Here is an 18013-nt window from a genome sequence, read left to right as displayed (position 1 = left end):
CCTTGCTGAGTAATCACATGCGGATGTGGCGGAACTGGCAGACGCGCTGGACTTAGGATCCAGTGCCGCAAGGCGTATGGGTTCGACCCCCTTCATCCGCACCATCTTGGCACATCGCCGACTGTTTTCAGTCGGCTTTTTTGGTCTACGTCAAAGGGTACGGACAAGCGTACTCCACGCAAACACTTAGTTACGCAAGTGATCGTGTGCTTATCTGCCTAAATACCTGCGGACTTCTTAAACGCGCTACGCTTGAACGAAAGAAATCCGCAGGGGGCAGAACGCCCCCTTTACTCACTTGCTCCACTAGGGTTTGCTTAGGAGCACGCTGTTCGCATCCTTCCGTAGCATTTATCATAGAACCTTTTTCCTATGGGGAGTGATCGTAATGTCCATTCTTGCTGCCTATGCCGTACCGCATCCACCTCTCATTATCCCTGCGATTGGCGCGGGACGGGAGCAGGAGATCTCTGCGACTGTTCGGGCGTATCACGAGACGATGCGCGCGGCGGCGGAACTGCGTCCCGATACCGTTGTCATCATCAGTCCGCACGCGACGGCATACGATGATTTCTTTCACATCTCACCGGGCACGGGAACGGAGGGAAACTTTGCCGCGTTCGGGCATCCCGAGATCTCCGTTGGCATTCCGTATGACGAGGATTTTGTGCGCGTCCTCACTGCTTTTGCGGGGCAGAAGGAGGTTCCTGCGGGAACGCTCGGGGAGAAACATCCGTCGCTTGACCATGGGACGATGATACCACTCTTCTTTTTGAGTGATTATCTGGGAGATGCACCGACCAAATTTGTCCGCATCGGTATTGCGGGGCTGCCCGCGCATACACATGCCCTGCTCGGGCAGTTGATTGCGGCGACGGCAGAGCGGCTTGGGCGACGTACTGTCTGCATCGCGAGCGGCGATCTCTCTCACCGTCTGATGGAGGGCGGTGCAAACGGCTTTGCACCCGAGGGCGCGGAGTTTGACGCACTCTGCACGGCATTCATGAAAACAGGGGATTTCCTTTCGCTCTTGCAGATTCCGGGCAGCTTTGCCGAGACGGCGGGGCACTGCGGGCTGAACGGTCTGTGGGTGCTCGCGGGTGTGCTCGACCGTACGGCGATGGATGCAGATCTGCACAGCTACGAAGCTCCATTTGGTGTGGGGTATGCCGTTGCCTCTTTTACTGTGACAGGTCGGAATGAGGCGAATGATTTCGCGGCGCAGCTCGTGCGTGCGGAGGATCGGGCGATTGCCGGACTGCGTGCGGCGGAGGATGATTATGTGCGGCTTGCACGCATGAGCATCGAGCATTTTGTGCGGACACATTCCTATCTGCCGCTTCCCGCAGAACTGCCGCAGGAACTGACGGAGAGCCGTGCGGGTGCATTTGTTTCACTCAAGAAATATGGCAAGCTGCGCGGCTGCATCGGGACGTTTGTGCCTGCGCAGCAGAGCCTTGCCGAGGAGATTCTCTACAATGCTGTGTCTGCCGCCGCGCACGATGGGCGTTTTGAACCAATCGAGGAGCATGAGTTGAGCCGTCTGGTTTATTCGGTGGACGTGCTAAGTACACCCGAACCGATTGAGTCGGCGGCACACCTCGATCCGAAGACCTATGGTGTGATTGTCAAGAGCCTGACGGACAATCGACGTGGGCTTCTCCTGCCCGACCTCGCGGGCATTGATACGGCAGAGCAGCAGATCGCCATTGCGCGTGAGAAGGCACGCATTCAGCCGAAGGAGCCGATTGCACTCGCGCGATTTACCGTGGTGCGACATACATGACGCAAAAGAACCCCACTCATGGAGATTATCCACGAATGGGGTTCTTTTTCCGATATATTTTTTACTGCACTGCAGCAGATTTCTCGCCGATCGCCGCGTTCAGTTCCTCGATCAGAGCGTCGATGTCGATGCCGTGTGCCATTGCACCCTGCTCGATGTTCTCGAAATGCGAAGCCGCGCAGCCGAGGCAGCCCATGCCCGCGTTCATCAGAACCTCGACAGTGTCAGGGTACGTCTGAACGATTTCGACGATGCTCATATCTTTTGTAATTGCCATGATAGACCTCCTATATGATGAAGATAATTGACAGTGAAGGGGGAATGCCCCTGATTGCTTCAAATTATAACACAAGATTTCAAAAATGGAAGTATCATTTGTGACATTTGCAGGAATGCTCATAAGAAAATATGTATACTTCTCTTGCTGCAAGCGGTGTGTGATGATTGACCTTCTCACTTTTTTTTGCTATAACATAACGAGTATATTTATTTTATTGAAAGAATATAACATGACTTCGGTCTGTGAAAGAGGTAATCATCGTGAGCAATCTTGAGGTTGGAATCGTTGGTCTGCCGAATGTGGGCAAGAGTACTCTATTCAATGCAATTACGAAGGCGGGTGCAGAGGCAGCGAACTATCCGTTCTGCACGATTGAGCCGAATGTGGGCGTGGTGGCGGTGCCGGATGCGCGTCTCAAGGTGCTGACAGAGCTCTACCATTCCAAGAAGACGACACCTGCAAGCGTTCGCTTTGTGGATATTGCTGGCCTTGTCAAGGGTGCGTCAAAGGGCGAGGGACTTGGCAATAAGTTCCTTGAGCACATCCGTCAGGTGGATGCCGTGGCACATGTCGTCCGCTGCTTTGAGAGCTCGGACATCACGCATGTGGAGGGGGCGGTCGATCCGCTGCGCGACATCGACATCATCGAGACGGAGCTCTGCCTTGCCGATCTCGAGGCGGTGGAGAAGCGTATGGCGAAGGTGACAAAGCTGTTGAAATCGGGCAGCAAGGACGCAAAGGCGGAACATACGGCACTTGAGTGTCTGAAGTCTGCACTCGATGAAGGGAAGCCCGCACGCGAAGTAGAGCTCACGGACGAGGAGCAGGCGATGCTGCGCGACCTGAACCTCCTCACACGCAAGCCGATTCTCTACATCGCAAATGTCGGTGAGGATGAGGCTGCTACGGCAGACGCGGAGAACCCGCATGTGCAGACGGTCAAGGAGTATGCGGCACGCACAGGGGCACAGGTGGTGACGGTGTCGGCACGGCTCGAAGAGGAGATTGCCGAGCTCGACGCGGAGGAGGCTGCGGTATTCCTTGAGGATCTGGGTCTCTCCGAGAGCGGGCTCGATCGTCTCATTCACGGAGCATTTGCCCTCCTAGGGCTTCAAACCTTCCTCACGGCGGGTGAGGATGAATGTCGTGCATGGACGATTACGCGCGGGACGACGGCACCGAAGGCGGCAGGGAAGATCCATACGGACTTCGAGCGCGGCTTCATCCGTGCCGAGATCGTGAACTATGATGATCTCGTATCGCTTGGCAGCGTGGCTGCGGCGCGTGACAAGGGGCTTGTCCGTCTGGAAGGCAAGGAGTACGTCATGCGCGACGGCGATGTGGTGAACTTCCGTTTCAACGTATAACATTTTCTGCGCCGCTCTGGACAAGCGGCGCATTTTGCGTTACAATTCATTCGGTCATTTTGAACGTTATGGAAGCACTGATAAATTCAGCCACATCATCTTGACGCATCTTTTTTGCCCGCACTGTGTCGGCAAATCCTCCACATAGCTTTGGCTATGCGTCCGGTTTGCCTCCTTGTTCGGACGAAAAAATCTACGCCAATCTGACGGACTTCATTTTATCAGCGATTCCTTATGAAAGGAAGTGAAGAGCATGGACGATACACCTTTGCAGCCCAACCCTCACATATGTATACCGTCCTCTCTTCGCCTCCGTACTTTGCGGTGACGGGAGAGGGCGGTCGGAAAGGAGCGTCCACCATTGCTGCAAATCTATAAATCCATGGAATCTGGTCCTCTGCAGGAGTTGTCACTCAAGACACTCACCAAGGGGGCATGGATCAACATTGTTAACCCGACCCCGTACGAGCTGAAGGTCATCAGTACACTCACGGAGGTTGACCCGGACTTCCTGCGCTCCGCGCTCGACGATGAGGAGCGGTCGCATACGGATGTTGAAGATGACTCGGTCATGATCCTGACGAATGTACCCGTCTATCGTGGCGAGGACAGCTACGACACACTGCCGCTCGCAATCATCCTCACGGACGAGCACATCATCACGGTCTGTCTTGAGGAAACGCCCGTGATGGCGGAGTTCAACGAGCGTACGGCGAAGCTTTTCCGTACCTATAAACGCACGCGCTTCCTCTTTCAGATCCTCTACAAGTCCGATGTGTTCTATCTGCGTTATCTGCGCCAGATCAGCAAACTCTCCGAAGAGATCGAGGACCGTCTCCGCCACGATATGAAGAACAGTGAGGTTCTGCGCCTTTTGCAGCTGCAAAAGGGCCTGACCTATTTCAATGCCGCACTGCGCTCGAACGGCGCGGTGCTTGACCGCCTCATGCGTTTGCGTACGAATACTTCGGTGCATCATATTTTCAAGATGTATGAGGAGGACGAGGACCTCCTTGAGGATGTTATCATCGAGAACAAACAGGCACGTGAGATGGTCGAGATGTACAGTACGATTCTCGCACGGCTTGCGGATACGTTCTCCTCGATTGTCTCGAACAATCTGAACCTCGTGATGAAGTTCTTAACGGCGATCACGATTATCCTCGCGATTCCGACGGTGATTTCAAGTTTCTTCGGCATGAATGTGCCTGTGCCGTACGAAGGTGATCCACTCGGTTTTATGCGTGTGGTCGTGATCGCGGTCTGTGTGTCTACGACCGTTGTCTATATGCTTTGGCGGAGGGATATGTTTTGATACGCGAGGCGCAGCTGCTGCGCGGCATTATCTTCGGTGATCGGAATACCGATGAGTATGTCTATATGCCCGCGAGTGAGATCGGCATAGAGAACCCGCTCTATGTATATGAGGAGGGCGGCAGCCGCCGTGACATCGACCTCGCCGAGGCACTTCATCTTATACGCGTGCGTGATCTCAGACCAACCATACATCCACTTCTTGGACGAACGAGCTGCTGAGTGCGGCTCGTTTTTTGATAGGAAGACTAGATATTTCTATCACAAAAAACAATGAGAAAAGGCAATGATTTCAACTCTTGAGAAAGTGTATCTTGTTTACAAGCCTGTTTTTACGTTGTATAATAAACAGAAAGTATAGAATCGGTATTCCTCCATAGATATTCTTTTTGATTCTTTCTATCAAAAGTGTGAGAGGGGACAAATTCTTTGCTCATGTGGTTATATTTTAATATTTTTGGAATGCAGACGTATTTCCATTGAGAGGGGAGCAGTAACATGGCCAAGAAAATGAAGACGATGGACGGCAACACGGCTGCCGGCTACATCTCTTACGCATTTACGGATGTAGCGGCGATCTATCCGATCACGCCGTCCTCGCCGATGGCGGAGCACGTTGACAGTCTTTCTGCAAAGGGGATGAAGAATATCTTCGGACAGAAGGTACGTCTTATCGAAATGCAGTCGGAGGCTGGCGCTGCCGGTGCAGTGCATGGCTCACTCCAAGCCGGCGCACTGACGACGACCTATACGGCATCGCAGGGGCTTCTGCTCATGATTCCGAATATGTATAAGATTGCGGGCGAACTCCTGCCGGGTGTGTTCCATGTCAGCGCACGCGCCATTGCGGCGTCCTCGCTGAATATCTTCGGCGACCATCAGGATGTCATGGCGGCACGCCAGACGGGCGTTGCCATGCTCGCAGAGTCGAGCGTGCAGGAGGTCATGGATCTCGCTGCGGTCGCGCATCTCGTTGCCATCAAGGGACGCATTCCGTTCATCAACTTCTTTGACGGATTCCGTACCTCGCATGAGATTCAGAAGATCGAGGTCGTGGACTATGCCGATCTCGCGAAGATTCTTGACTGGGATGCGGTCAATGAGTTCCGCCGCCGCGCACTCAATCCGGATCATCCGGCGGTACGCGGTACGGCACAGAACCCCGATATCTACTTCCAGGGACGCGAGGCGGTCAACCGTTACTACGATGCCATTCCCGAACTCGTTGAAGAGGCAATGGCGCAGATGGCAAAGATCACAGGCCGTGAGCACCATCTCTTTGACTACTACGGCGCACCCGATGCCGAGCGCGTCATCATTGCAATGGGCTCGGTCTGCCAGACGGCGGAGGAGGTTGCCGAATATCTCAACGCACAGGGTGAGAAGGTCGGTCTGCTCTCCGTTCACCTCTATCGTCCGTTCTCGGTCGAGCACTTCTTCAAGTATCTCCCGAAGACGGTGCAGAAGGTCGCCGTTCTCGACCGCACGAAGGAGCCGGGATCGCTCGGCGAGCCGCTTTACCTCGATGTCAAGGCGGCGTACTACAGTTCGGGGATGAACCCCGTCATCGTCGGCGGTCGCTATGGTCTCGGCGGCAAGGATACGACACCGGATCAGGTCTTCGCGGTCTATGAGGAGCTGAAGAAGGACGAGCCGATGCACGGCTTTACGCTCGGCATTGTCGATGATGTTACGCACCGCAGCCTCACTCCGATCCACGGCGATGTCAACCTCACGAAGCCGGGGACGACGGCGTGTAAGTTCTGGGGTCTCGGCTCGGACGGCACGGTCGGCGCGAACAAGAGCGCGATCAAGATCATCGGCGACAAGACGGATATGTATGCGCAGGCATACTTTGCTTATGACTCGAAGAAATCGGGTGGCATTACGATGAGCCATCTGCGCTTTGGCAAGTCGCCCATCATCAGTCCGTATCTCATCAACAAGGCGGACTTCATCTCCTGCTCGCAGCAGTCCTATGTCCGTCAGTACGACCTCCTTGCAGGTCTCAAGAAGGGCGGCACGTTCCTCCTCAATACGTTCTGGTCGGATGAGGAGCTGAACACGCACCTGCCCGCGTCGATGCGCCGCTACATCGCCTCCAACGACATTCAGTTCTACACGGTGGATGCGGTTCACATCGCCCGCGAACTCGGCCTTGGTGGCCGCTTCAACATGGTCATGCAGTCGGCGTTCTTCAAGCTTGCGAACATCATTCCCATCGACGACGCGGTCAAGTATCTCAAGGACGCAGTTGTTACATCCTACGGCAGCAAGGGCGAAAAGGTTGTCAACATGAACAACGGTGCGATCGATCACGGCATCGAGTCGCTCCATCGCGTGAATGTTCCTGCGGAATGGAAGGATGCGGTGGATGAGGAAGTGCCGGTCAATACAAAGACGCCGGAATTCATCACCAAGATCCAGAATGTCATGAACCGTCAGGAGGGCGACAAGCTCAAGATCTCCGAGCTGCTCAGCATGGAGGACGGCACGTTCCCCGTCGGCGGTACGGCATTCGAGAAGCGCGGCACGGCGATCTCCGTTCCCGTATGGCGTCCGGAGAAGTGCATCCAGTGCAACCAGTGTGCATTTGTCTGCCCGCACGCAACGATTCGTCCTGTGTTGACAACGGACGAGGAGCTTGCTGCAGCACCTGAGGGGATGCAGTCCGTGAAGTCGCGTCCGGCGAAGGGGATGAACCTCACCATCGCCGTTTCGACGCTCGACTGCCTCGGCTGCGGCAACTGTGCGCAGGTCTGCCCGGGCAAGGCTCTCGATATGACCCTGCTCGACGACAACCTCCGCGATGCGCAGAAATACTTTGACTATGGTGTAGACACGGAGAAGGTTTCGGTCAAGAACGTCCCGATGAAGAAGACGACGGTCATCGGCTCGCAGTTCGAGCAGCCGCTCTTCGAGTTCTCGGGTGCGTGCGCAGGCTGCGGTGAGACACCGTATGCAAAGCTTGTGACACAGCTCTTCGGCGACCGCATGATGATTGCGAACGCGACGGGCTGCTCCTCCATCTGGGGCGCGAGCGCACCTGCAATCCCGTATACGAAGAACCCGAAGGGCTACGGTCCTGCATGGGCAAACTCGCTGTTCGAGGACAATGCGGAGTACGGACTCGGCATGCTGCTCGGCACAAAGGCAGTGCGAGAGTCGATCGCATCTGCTGTGACACAGGCACTTGAGGAAAAGAAGGGGTCTGCCGAGCTTCAGGCAGCGATGCAGCTCTGGCTCGAAAAGCGCGACAGCGGCGAGGGTACGCGTGACCGTGCCGACCTCCTGCGCGAGCTCCTTGAGAAGGAGAAGGGCACGGACGAGCTCCTCTGCCGCATCTACAAGGACAATGACTACTTCGTCAAGCGTTCGCAGTGGGTGTTCGGCGGCGATGGCTGGGCATACGACATCGGCTTCGGCGGTGTGGATCACGTGCTTGCCTCCGGAGAGGATGTCAACGTCATGGTCTTTGATACCGAAGTCTACTCGAACACAGGCGGACAGGCATCGAAGTCGACCCCTGCGGCGGCGATTGCAGAGTTCGCGGCAACGGGCAAGAAGACGAAGAAGAAGGATCTCGGCATGATGGCTATGTCCTACGGCTATGTCTACGTGGCGCAGATCGATATGGGTTCCGATCAGAATCAGGTACTCAAAGCGATCAGCGAGGCGGAGGCATATCCGGGACCGTCCCTCATCATTGCCTACTCGCCGTGTATCAACCACGGAATCCGTAAGGGCATGGGCTGTGCACAGCTTGAGGGCAAACTTGCCGTCGAGTGCGGCTATTGGGCGAACTATCGCTACAACCCGCAGCTCATCGAGGCGGGCAAGAATCCGTTCACGCTCGACTCCAAGGAGCCGGACTTCTCGAAGTTCCAGGAATTCCTGCTCGGCGAGAACCGCTACATCAGCCTCAAGAGCAACTTCCCCGAGGCGGCGGAAGCACTCTTTGAGAAGACCCAGAAGGATGCTGAGACACGCTACAATAATTACAAGAAACTCGCAGGTAAGGCGTAAGCCGTTGTGAGATCAGGGCTGCCGTGAATGTTCTTCACGGCAGTTTTTCTTATCTCGTCAAGAGCCATCTGAAAGTATTGGATAATAACGTCTATATTGACACAGACAATCTATGAAAAGCCTCTGAATGAAAGTATTCAGGGGCTTTTCAGCGTCTTCTCCTATAATCGTCCATAACATCGAAAGTTTATAACGAATGTTTTTCGCTAAAGGAGATGTGGATCATGAACTATGGCAAACGGATTGCAGGAATCGCATTGGGAGCTGTGCTCATCAGCGGAGCAACGGTGGAAGCGGCTGTTCCGCAGGATGCACTGGTCATCGGCGGCATTGCGTACGGTGCGTCCGAGTCCTATGTGCGCAGCGTCTACGGTGCACCGCGTGAGGTTGAGACGAAGTATAACCCCATCTATGCCGGCGGACAGGCAACCGAATGGGAGTATGGCAATGACTTTGATATCGTCTTTGTGGACGGTGCTGTTCGCCAGGTCGAGATCGGCGCTCGAAATGGGGTACAAACGGCTGCAAATATTGCGGTTGGCACGGATGTCAATACGTTGATTGCAGCGTACGGGCAGCCGGATGTCATGCGCGGCGACCAGTATATCTACTTTGTGAATGGCGACAACTCGATCGGATTTGTCTTTGAGATTGAGGCCAACCGTGTCGATGAGATCAAAATGGGTGTGATTCGCTAATGGTGTCTTGCTATGGGGAAGTGTGCGGGACTATTTGAGCGTATGAAGGGAAACACGTTCCAGGGGAGAGAGAATCTTTGAACATACGGATGTGTGCCGTCTTTGTTGGAATTGCGGTCATTGCAGGTGTTGCAGCGAGTGTTGTCGTGGATCAGTTTCGCTCTGCGGTGACAGCCCCGCAGAGTGATGGTGGCAGGAGGATCACCATTGCCCGTGACTCCGTGGAGAAAACACTCTCTGCAGACGATGCGGCAAAGCGTGAGGCTGAGGTGCTGCGACAGCACCGTGCGGAGGAGCAGAGGACGGCGGCGCGGATTTCCCGCGAGGCACTGCTGCTTGGTGATATTGCGTATGGCGCAGCAGAGGCAGATGTGCGTGCTCTCTATGGAGCACCACTTGAGACGGAGTCGGAACGATCTATGCGTTATGCAGGGAAAGCGGTTGTCGAATACGAATACGGAGATCATCTGTCGCTTGACTTCGTTGACGGTTTTGTGCGCCTCGTCAAAGTCTCGGAGCGCAGCACCCTCGCATCAGGCAAGGGCGTGTGCATCGGAACACCCGTGGAGGAGCTTCGCCGCGTCTATGGTGAACCAAGTATGGTGTATGGCGAAGACTACATCTACTTCTCTGAGGAAGACCCGACCATCGGCTTTGCCTTTGAAATTAAGCATGGCCGTGTGGAGGAAATAAAGATGGGGGATTTGGGGCTTTAGCCTCATAGCAAAAAAATATACGCTTTCCAAGGAAAGAGGATTTTATCTGAGGGTGCATATGTGCTCTCAGTTTTTTATTGACATAAATATCTTTATATCGTAATATATGGATATATCGATTAGATAAAAGGAGGAGTTCATGTGAGCAAGTATATTATTGTCGGTGGGGTAGCAGGCGGAGCGACGGCTGCGGCACGTCTGCGCCGATTGGATGAGCATGCGGAGATCGTTCTCTTTGAGCGTGGGGAGGATATATCCTTTGCAAACTGTGGGCTTCCGTACTATGTGGGCGATGTCATCGCTGAACGGGGGGACTTGCTCCTCCAAACTCCTGAGAAGTTCCGTGGGATGTATAACGTCGATGTGCGTGTATGCAGTGAAGTCACGCGTGTGAATACGGAAAATCGTACCGTAGAGGTGCGCTCTGCGGACGGCGTATATACGGAAAGTTATGATGCGCTGCTGCTCTCGCCGGGGGCAAAGCCGCTGCGTCCGCCAATCCCCGGCATCGATCATCCGCGTATTGCGACGCTGCGCAGTGTGCAGGATGCGGATCGCATTCGTTCCCTCGTTGGTACGGGCGGCAGCGTTGTTGTGGTCGGCGGCGGCTTCATCGGCGTGGAGCTTGCGGAAAATCTGCGTGAGCGAGGGCTGTCTGTTACTCTGGTCGAGGCAATGCCGCATATCCTTCCGATCTTTGACACAGATATGATTTCTTTGCTTGAGGATGAGCTGCGTAGGCACGGCGTAGAGCTTGCGCTTGGGGATGGCGTTGCCGGATTTGAGGAGCAGGAGGATGGTGGGATCTGCGTACGTCTTTCCAGTGGGCGTACGGTACATGGGGATTTCGTCGCGCTTGCGATCGGCGTGCGTCCCGATACCGCGTTCCTCGACGGGAGCGGTATTGCGCTCGGGGAGCGCGGGCACATTCTTGTCAATGAATATATGCAGACCAATATCCCTCATGTCTATGCTGTTGGGGATGCGGTGCTGACCCGCTCCGTACAGACGGGAAAAGCGACGGCACTCCCGCTCGCAGGTCCTGCGAATCGGCAGGCGCGTCTGGCGGCAGATCATATGGCAGGGGAGGCACGTGCCTATCGTGGTGTCATCGGAACCGCTGCGCTCAAGGTATTTGGTCTTACGGCAGCGGCAACGGGGCAGAACGAGCGAGCCCTCCAGTCAGCGGGCATGGTGTACGGAAAGGATTATCGCTTTACGGTGATTTTCCCGCGCCATCATGTGACCTATTATCCGGGGGCAGAGGAGGTTGCACTCAAGCTGATTTTCCGTCTTTCGGACGGTGTTGTACTGGGGGCGCAGGCAATCGGTGCGGAGGGCGTGGACAAGCGCATCGATGTTCTTGCCTCTGCCATCGGGCGGTCGCTCACGGTTGCAGATTTGGAAGAGTTTGAGCTGTCCTATGCACCGCCGTATTCCGCAGCGAAAGATCCCGTGAATATGGCCGGCTATGCAGCAGAAAATATTCTGCGGGGCAGGAGCACTCCGCTTCTCCCGCACGAGCTTTCGGCAGAACTTGCGGCAGGCGCGATGCTCATTGACGTGCGGCCGCCGGAGGAATATCATGCGGGCGAGATTGCAGGAGCGCAGCGCATTCCGTTGCCTCGGCTGCGCGAGCGTCTGCATGAATTTGATCCGCAGGTACCGATCATCGTCTGCTGCAAGATGGGGCTGCGCGGCTATCTTGCGGAGCAGATTTTGCGGGCACATGGTCTCACTGTAAAGAATCTGGTCGGCGGCTATACCTACATGAAGATGCAGTGCGAAGGAGAGAAGTCATATGGTGCTTGAGGATCAGGAACGTCTCGAGGAGGCCGCAGATTTTTTGCGGGCATTGGCACATCCCGTACGGCTCTGCATTGTACGCCGCCTTTTGCGCGAGGGGAGCTGTAATGTCTCCTATATGCAGGATTGTCTGGATGCACCGCAATCCACCGTGTCGCAGCATCTGAGCAAGCTGCGCCAGGCGGGGCTGATCCGTGGAGAACGCAGCGGGCTCGAGGTTGCTTATCAGTTGAAGGATGAGCGTGTTGCAAAGATCTTGCGTGCCCTGCTCTGTGGGGCAGACGAGGAGGGGGCGGCTCATGGGGACGAGGAAACGGCCACTCCCTGTTGTTGAACGCGGAAGCTGCGTTGCCTGCGGAACGTGTCAGAGTGTGTGCCCGCGTGGAGCAATCTCCGTTAGGCGCGGGCTCTATGCGGTGGTCGATCCTGCACGCTGTGTCGGCTGCGGTATGTGCAGTCGTGAGTGTCCGGCGGAGATCATACGAATGGAGGTGTGCCCATGAGGACGAGGGGCAAGCGATGGTATCAATATTTTTGGATCTTCTCCATCGTGTATTTCTCACTGGGCTTTGTCAATATTCTGTTCGCATGGCTCGGTATGATCTGCTTTCTCACACCGCTCGCCTTTGCTCTGGTGGCGGGAAACAAGGATTACTGCAATCACTACTGTGATCGTGGACAGCTCTTTCAGCTGCTCGGCAGCCGTCTGCATCTTTCCGCACGAAATGAACTGCCAACGTGGCTGCGCAGTCGGCGGTTCCGCTATGGATTCCTGGCGTTCTTTCTGACCATGTTTGCCAATGTGATGGTCGTAAGCTATCATGCGGCGGCAGGTGCTCCTCTGCGGGAGACGGTGACACTGTTCTGGCTGTTTGATGTGCCGTGGAGCTGGGCGTACAGCGGAGATGGCGCACCGTGGGCTGCACAGTTTGCCTTCGGCTTCTACAGCCTCATGCTGACCTCGGTAATCATCGGCATTTTGATGATGCTGCGCTATCGCCCGCGTGCATGGTGCGTCATCTGTCCGATGGGAACGATGACACAGGCGATCTGCCGTGCAAAAGTGCCGAAGGAAATGGGCACGGCAGCCATTGGCGAGCGAAGCATCTGTCCGAATGACTAATACCATCTCCATTTATCCCCATGCGACGGATCTTTTATCGACGCATGGGGATTTTTACGCGTATATATGTTTGTAATATGAGCCGGAAGCGGCATGATGATTGACGCTTTCGGTATTTTCTGCTATAACTAGATGTATGCCGCATTCGCTCCGAATGGTGCGAATGCTTATTTTTTCGATGAGGAGTGACGACGATGAAGCTGGTTGTGACGATTGTCGGACGGGATCAAGTCGGTATTGTGGCGATGGTGAGCGGGATTCTCGCGGAGCAGCGCGTGAATATCATGAATGTGAATCAGAATATCATGGACGGGTTCTTCAACATGGTCATGATTGCTGAGATGCCGGATGATGCGGAGATCCGCCTGAAGGATTTGCAGGAACTCCTGCGGAAGAAGGGCGAGGAGCTCGGTCTGGAGATCAAGCTCCAACATCAGGAGATCTTTCAGGTCATGCACAGCATTTGAGCAAGGAGCGGCAGAGTGATTACATTTGACGACATCCGTGAAACAAATCGGATGATTACGGAAAACCGTCTGGATGTGCGTACGATCACGATGGGGATTTCCCTGCGCGACTGTGCGCATCCGAACATTGACAAGTTCTGTCAAAATGTGTACGAGAAGATTACGCGCTCGGCGGAGTATCTCGTGCGCACGGGCGAGGATCTCGAGATGGAGTATGGTATCCCCATCATTAACAAGCGCATCTCCGTCACGCCGATTGCGATTGCGGCGGACGCGTGTCAGACGGATTCGTTTGTGCCCGTGGCGGAAGCACTTGACCGTGCGGCAAAGGCGGTCGGGGTCAACTTCATCGGCGGGTTTTCTGCGCTCGTCGAAAAGGGGATGACGCACGGCGACCGCGTACTTATCGATTCGATTCCGCAGGCGATGGCGGCGACGGATATTGTCTGCTCGTCGGTGAACATCGGATCGACGAAGGCGGGCATCAATATGGATGCGGTGCGCGAGATGGGGGAGGTCATCAAGCGCACGGCGGAGCTGACGCGCGAGCAGGAGGCAATCGGCTGCGCGAAGATCGTCGTATTCTGCAATGCGCCGGGGGACAACCCCTTTATGGCGGGGGCCTTCCACGGCGTTGCCGAGGGCGACCGTGTTATCAACGTGGGGGTCAGTGGTCCCGGTGTTGTCAAGCACGCGCTTGAGGATCTCAAGGGCGCGGACTTTACGGAGATTGCCGAGACGATCAAGCGTACGGCGTTCAAGATTACGCGTGTGGGACAGCTCGTCGCACGCGAGGCGTCCCGCCGTCTGGGCGTACCGTTCGGCATCATCGACCTCTCGCTTGCGCCGACTTCGGAGGTCGGTGACAGCGTTGCGCGCATTCTTGAGGAGATGGGGCTTGAGGCGTGCGGTGCACCGGGCACGACAGCGGCACTTGCACTCCTCAATGACGCCGTGAAAAAGGGCGGGCTTATGGCGAGCTCCCATGTCGGCGGGCTCTCGGGGGCATTCATTCCCGTGAGCGAGGATGAGGGGATGATTGATGCGGTGGAGCGCGGCAGCCTTTCGATTGAGAAACTCGAGGCGATGACCTGTGTCTGCTCGGTTGGTCTGGATATGATTGCGATCGAGGGCGATACGTCTGCTGCGACGATCTCTGCGATCATTGCGGACGAGGCAGCAATCGGCATGGTGAACAATAAGACAACGGCGGTGCGCGTGATTCCTGTACCGGGCAAGAAGGTCGGTGAGGGCGTATCCTTCGGCGGTCTCCTTGGCTACTCACCGATTGTGCCCGTACGCAGCGGCTTCAGCTCGGCGGCGTTCATCGCACGTGGTGGGCGGATTCCCGCGCCGACGAGGTCGCTGACGAACTGATATGAGAGTAACGAAAGCCATTAAGGCGGAGCAGCTGCGTATTCTGAGGGAACTCTATCCGAACGCAAAGCCCGCCCTCACGTTCAAGACACCGTTCGAGCTCCTCATCGCGGTGATTCTGTCGGCACAGTGTACGGATGTGCGTGTGAATGTGGTAACGGGACGGCTGTTTCAATATGCGAATACGCCGGAGACGATTGCCGCCCTTGGGCAGGTGAAGCTCGAAACGGCGATTCATGATTGCGGGTTCTTCCGTATGAAGGCAAAGCATATCCTCGAAACCTGCCATATCCTTTTGCAGGAATACGGCGGGGAGGTTCCCGCTGATTTCGAAGCACTGCAAAAACTCCCCGGGGTTGGGCGCAAGACGGCAAACGTCGTGATGAGCGTTGCTTTTCACGTGCCCGCGATTGCCGTTGATACCCATGTGTTCCGCGTGGCGAACCGTCTGCGCCTTGCGGTCGGCAAGACACCGCTTGAGGTGGAGAAGGGGCTGCAGAAGGCGATTCCGCGAGAGGATTGGAGCGATGCCCATCACTGGCTGATTCTGCACGGACGGCAGCTCTGCAAGGCGCGCAAGCCCCTCTGCGGGGAGTGTCCGCTCGCTCAGGTCTGTCCGAGCAGTGCCGCATAAAATCCCGATGAAAGGGGCGTGAGAGCATGATTTACCGAAAGGCGCGGTTTGATGACATCGAGTCCATCTACGAACTCGTGCATATCTACGCGGCACAGGGAGAGATGCTCCCGCGTTCGCGCAATACCCTCTATGAGAATCTGCGCGACATGATTGTTGCGGAGAATGCGGGGACGGTCGTCGGGGTCGGTGCCCTGCACATCATGTGGGATCGGCTTGCCGAGGTGCGTATGATGGCGATTGCCCCCGATCGTACGCGGCAGGGGATCGGGGCTGAGATTGTCGGCTATTTGCTCACGGAGGGCGAGGCTCTCGGCATCGAGAAGGTATTTACGCTTACCTACAAGCCAGAATTTTTTCGCAAACTCGGCTTTATCCGTATCAGCCGCGAGGAACTTCCACAGAAGGTTTGGAAAGAGTGCATTGACTGCCCAAAGTATCCGAACTGTGATGAGATCGCTATGATTAAGGTATGATGGAGGCGCATTATGATTGTTGTTATGAATCCGAGAGCCACACAGGCGAATATTGATCAGGTCACGGCGAAAATTGAACAGGCAGGGCTTCGCACACATCTCTCTCAAGGCGAGGATCGATTTATTATCGGCGTGATTGGAGATAAGAAGCTCATTGCGGGGCTCGAGATGAACATGATGGATGGCGTTGAGAAAACAGTTCGTATTACAGAGAAGTATAAGCTGGTTAGCCGTGACTTTCATCCGGCGAACAGCATTGTGGATGTGGCGGGCTTCCCCGTCGGAGGGGAACAGCTGGCGATCATGGCGGGCCCATGCTCGGTGGAGAGCTATGAGCAGCTCTACGATGTTGCGGTAAAGGTCAAGGAAGCCGGTGCACAATTCCTGCGCGGCGGTGCGTTCAAGCCGCGTACGAGTCCGTATGATTTCCAGGGGCTCGGGCTTGAAGGGCTGAAAATTCTCCGTGATGTCGGAGATAAGACAGGGCTGCGCGTCGTCACTGAGATTGTCGATAAGGATGATATCGAGATCGTGTCGGAATACGCCGATCTGGTTCAGGTCGGTGCGCGCAATATGCAGAACTTCCAAATGCTCAAAGCACTCGGAAAAACGAAGATGCCCATTCTGTTTAAGCGCGGTCTCTCCGCAACGATCAGCGAGTGGCTGAATGCAGCCGAGTACATTGCCTCGGGTGGAAACGAGAACATCATCTTCTGTGAGCGTGGAATTCGCACGTATGAGACCTATACACGCAATACGATGGATCTCAATGCGGTTGCGGCACTCAAGGAGCTTACGCATTTCCCCGTCATCGCCGACCCCAGTCACGGAACGGGACGGTGGCAGATGGTGCGCCCGTTGGCGCGTGCTTCGGTTGCCGTCGGGGCGGACGGTCTCATCATCGAGGTGCACTGCCATCCCGAATGCGCACTCTCGGACGGCGATCAGAGCCTTGTTCCGCGCAACTTCGAGCAGTTGATGGATGAGGTACGTCAGATCGCGCCCGCAGTTGGTCGACGCGCATGAGTGGGACAAAGCTTGCCATCATCGGTGTCGGGCTGATCGGCGGTTCTCTTGGGCTCTGCCTCAAGGAGGCTCTTGGGGACGATATCTACATCACCGGGCTCTGCCGTTCGGAGAAGTCCATGCGTGCGGCAGTGGAATGCGGCGCAGTGGACGAAGCCTCATCCGATCTCGCGGCAGTGGTCGGGGATGCGGATATTGTCTATCTCAGTCCACCTGTTTTGCAGATCGTGCCGATGGTGAAGAAAATTCTTCCCTATCTGAAAGACGGTGTGATTCTGACGGATGCGGGCAGTACGAAGGGCTATGTCTACGAGGCTCTGCATGAGATCCTGCCACACACCGTGTACTATGTGCCGGGGCATCCGATGACGGGGCGCGAGAAGAGCGGCGTCGAGGCGGCGACGAAGAATCTCTTCGCCAATAAGGCGTATGTCATCATTGATGATCCGCAGGTACCGCAGGCGGTGAAGGATCGTCTGATGACGATTCTAAGGCTTACAGGTGCGAAATTTACCACGCTCGACCTTGCACAGCATGACCGCTGTGCGGCAGTCATCAGCCACGTTCCGCATCTGGCGGCGGCAGCGCTTGTCACATTGCTCAACCGCAGCGGCGATGATCTGGATTCATGCCTCAAGCTCATTGGCGGAGGCTTCAAGGATACGACACGCATCGCATCATCGAATGCGGATATGTGGGCGGACATCTGCATGACGAATGGGAAACCGATTGCGGATTCTCTGCGCCAGCTGCAGACAATTCTCGGTGAAGTTATCACCGCAGTGGAAGCCGAGGATCGGCAGGCGGTGCATGATTATTTCATCGCTTCGAAGGAACGCCGTGACAGTATTCTGTACGATGCAGAACAAAAATTTGATACAAACTGAGGGTTTTTTTCAAAACCCTCTTTTTTTTAG

At 55.5% G+C, this 18013-nt stretch carries 18 protein-coding genes and 1 tRNA gene; 18 read left to right on the top strand and 1 reads right to left on the bottom strand.

The genetic code is table 11. The features are described 5' to 3' along the window. Window positions 1–19 precede the first annotated feature (19 nt). Both HMPREF9334_RS03185 and amrA read left to right on the top strand, forming a co-directional pair. Window positions 20–104: transfer RNA gene (locus HMPREF9334_RS03185), tRNA-Leu, on the top strand. Window positions 105–388: 284 nt separating this feature from the next. Continuing rightward, window positions 389–1786, top strand: coding sequence for an AmmeMemoRadiSam system protein A (gene amrA, locus HMPREF9334_RS03180; RefSeq protein WP_006692060.1), 1398 nt, complete (start codon window positions 389–391; stop codon window positions 1784–1786). 61 nt (window positions 1787–1847) lie between these two features. Here the strand turns inward: amrA and HMPREF9334_RS03175 are convergent, their stop codons facing one another. Beyond that, a complete protein-coding gene (locus tag HMPREF9334_RS03175; RefSeq protein ID WP_006692059.1) occupies window positions 1848–2063 on the bottom strand; it encodes a DUF1858 domain-containing protein in 216 nt (71 codons plus the stop codon). A gap of 263 nt (window positions 2064–2326) precedes the next feature. Between HMPREF9334_RS03175 and ychF the strand changes: the two genes are divergently transcribed. From ychF to HMPREF9334_RS03100, 16 genes are all read left to right on the top strand, one after another. Continuing rightward, window positions 2327–3433 (top strand): redox-regulated ATPase YchF, encoded by a 1107-nt coding sequence (ychF, locus tag HMPREF9334_RS03170; RefSeq protein WP_006692058.1) that lies wholly within the window; start codon window positions 2327–2329, stop codon window positions 3431–3433. Window positions 3434–3794: 361 nt separating this feature from the next. Continuing rightward, a complete protein-coding gene (locus HMPREF9334_RS03165) occupies window positions 3795–4748 on the top strand; it encodes a magnesium transporter CorA family protein (protein ID WP_006692057.1) in 954 nt (317 codons plus the stop codon). After that, window positions 4745–4969, top strand: a complete 225-nt coding sequence (locus HMPREF9334_RS03160; RefSeq protein ID WP_006692056.1) for a hypothetical protein — start codon at window positions 4745–4747, stop codon at window positions 4967–4969. Before HMPREF9334_RS03165 ends, HMPREF9334_RS03160 begins: the two co-directional genes overlap by 4 nt. A gap of 276 nt (window positions 4970–5245) precedes the next feature. Further along, window positions 5246–8773, top strand: coding sequence for a pyruvate:ferredoxin (flavodoxin) oxidoreductase (nifJ, locus tag HMPREF9334_RS03155; RefSeq protein ID WP_006692055.1), 3528 nt, complete (start codon window positions 5246–5248; stop codon window positions 8771–8773). A gap of 215 nt (window positions 8774–8988) precedes the next feature. Beyond that, a complete protein-coding gene (locus tag HMPREF9334_RS03150; protein WP_006692054.1) occupies window positions 8989–9471 on the top strand; it encodes a hypothetical protein in 483 nt (160 codons plus the stop codon). A gap of 89 nt (window positions 9472–9560) precedes the next feature. Next, complete coding sequence (locus HMPREF9334_RS03145; protein ID WP_006692053.1) at window positions 9561–10187, top strand: hypothetical protein; 627 nt, start codon at window positions 9561–9563, stop codon at window positions 10185–10187. A 141-nt stretch (window positions 10188–10328) separates the two neighbouring features. Further along, window positions 10329–11999 (top strand): FAD-dependent oxidoreductase, encoded by a 1671-nt coding sequence (locus HMPREF9334_RS03140; protein WP_006692052.1) that lies wholly within the window; start codon window positions 10329–10331, stop codon window positions 11997–11999. After that, on the top strand, window positions 11989–12327 hold the full coding sequence (locus tag HMPREF9334_RS03135; protein WP_006692051.1) for an ArsR/SmtB family transcription factor: 339 nt from the start codon (window positions 11989–11991) through the stop codon (window positions 12325–12327). Before HMPREF9334_RS03140 ends, HMPREF9334_RS03135 begins: the two co-directional genes overlap by 11 nt. Beyond that, complete coding sequence (locus HMPREF9334_RS11535) at window positions 12293–12496, top strand: 4Fe-4S binding protein (RefSeq protein WP_006692050.1); 204 nt, start codon at window positions 12293–12295, stop codon at window positions 12494–12496. The genes HMPREF9334_RS03135 and HMPREF9334_RS11535 overlap by 35 nt, the downstream gene beginning before the upstream one ends. Next, on the top strand, window positions 12493–13116 hold the full coding sequence (locus tag HMPREF9334_RS03130; protein WP_006692049.1) for a 4Fe-4S binding protein: 624 nt from the start codon (window positions 12493–12495) through the stop codon (window positions 13114–13116). Before HMPREF9334_RS11535 ends, HMPREF9334_RS03130 begins: the two co-directional genes overlap by 4 nt. A 194-nt stretch (window positions 13117–13310) precedes the next feature. Next, window positions 13311–13583: an ACT domain-containing protein gene (locus tag HMPREF9334_RS03125; RefSeq protein ID WP_006692048.1), complete on the top strand. Its 273-nt coding sequence runs from the start codon at window positions 13311–13313 to the stop codon at window positions 13581–13583. A gap of 15 nt (window positions 13584–13598) precedes the next feature. Next, window positions 13599–14960: a PFL family protein gene (locus tag HMPREF9334_RS03120; protein ID WP_006692047.1), complete on the top strand. Its 1362-nt coding sequence runs from the start codon at window positions 13599–13601 to the stop codon at window positions 14958–14960. 1 nt (window position 14961) lies between these two features. Continuing rightward, the gene (gene nth / locus HMPREF9334_RS03115; RefSeq protein ID WP_006692046.1) at window positions 14962–15594 is read left to right on the top strand and encodes an endonuclease III; all 633 of its coding nucleotides are present in this window, start codon (window positions 14962–14964) and stop codon (window positions 15592–15594) included. A 26-nt stretch (window positions 15595–15620) separates the two neighbouring features. Continuing rightward, entirely contained in the window at window positions 15621–16070 is a 450-nt protein-coding gene (locus tag HMPREF9334_RS03110; protein WP_006692045.1) for an N-acetyltransferase, read from the top strand. A gap of 12 nt (window positions 16071–16082) precedes the next feature. Continuing rightward, the gene (gene aroF, locus HMPREF9334_RS03105; protein ID WP_006692044.1) at window positions 16083–17096 is read left to right on the top strand and encodes a 3-deoxy-7-phosphoheptulonate synthase; all 1014 of its coding nucleotides are present in this window, start codon (window positions 16083–16085) and stop codon (window positions 17094–17096) included. Continuing rightward, window positions 17093–17983, top strand: a complete 891-nt coding sequence (locus HMPREF9334_RS03100) for a prephenate dehydrogenase (RefSeq protein ID WP_006692043.1) — start codon at window positions 17093–17095, stop codon at window positions 17981–17983. The genes aroF and HMPREF9334_RS03100 overlap by 4 nt, the downstream gene beginning before the upstream one ends. Window positions 17984–18013 lie beyond the last annotated feature (30 nt).

It is taken from the genome of Centipeda infelix ATCC 43532, from assembly GCF_000234095.1.
Lineage (GTDB): Bacteria > Bacillota > Negativicutes > Selenomonadales > Selenomonadaceae > Centipeda > Centipeda infelix.
The sequence above is the reverse complement of the archived record's forward strand: the minus strand, read 5'-3'. Positions and strand labels throughout refer to the sequence as shown.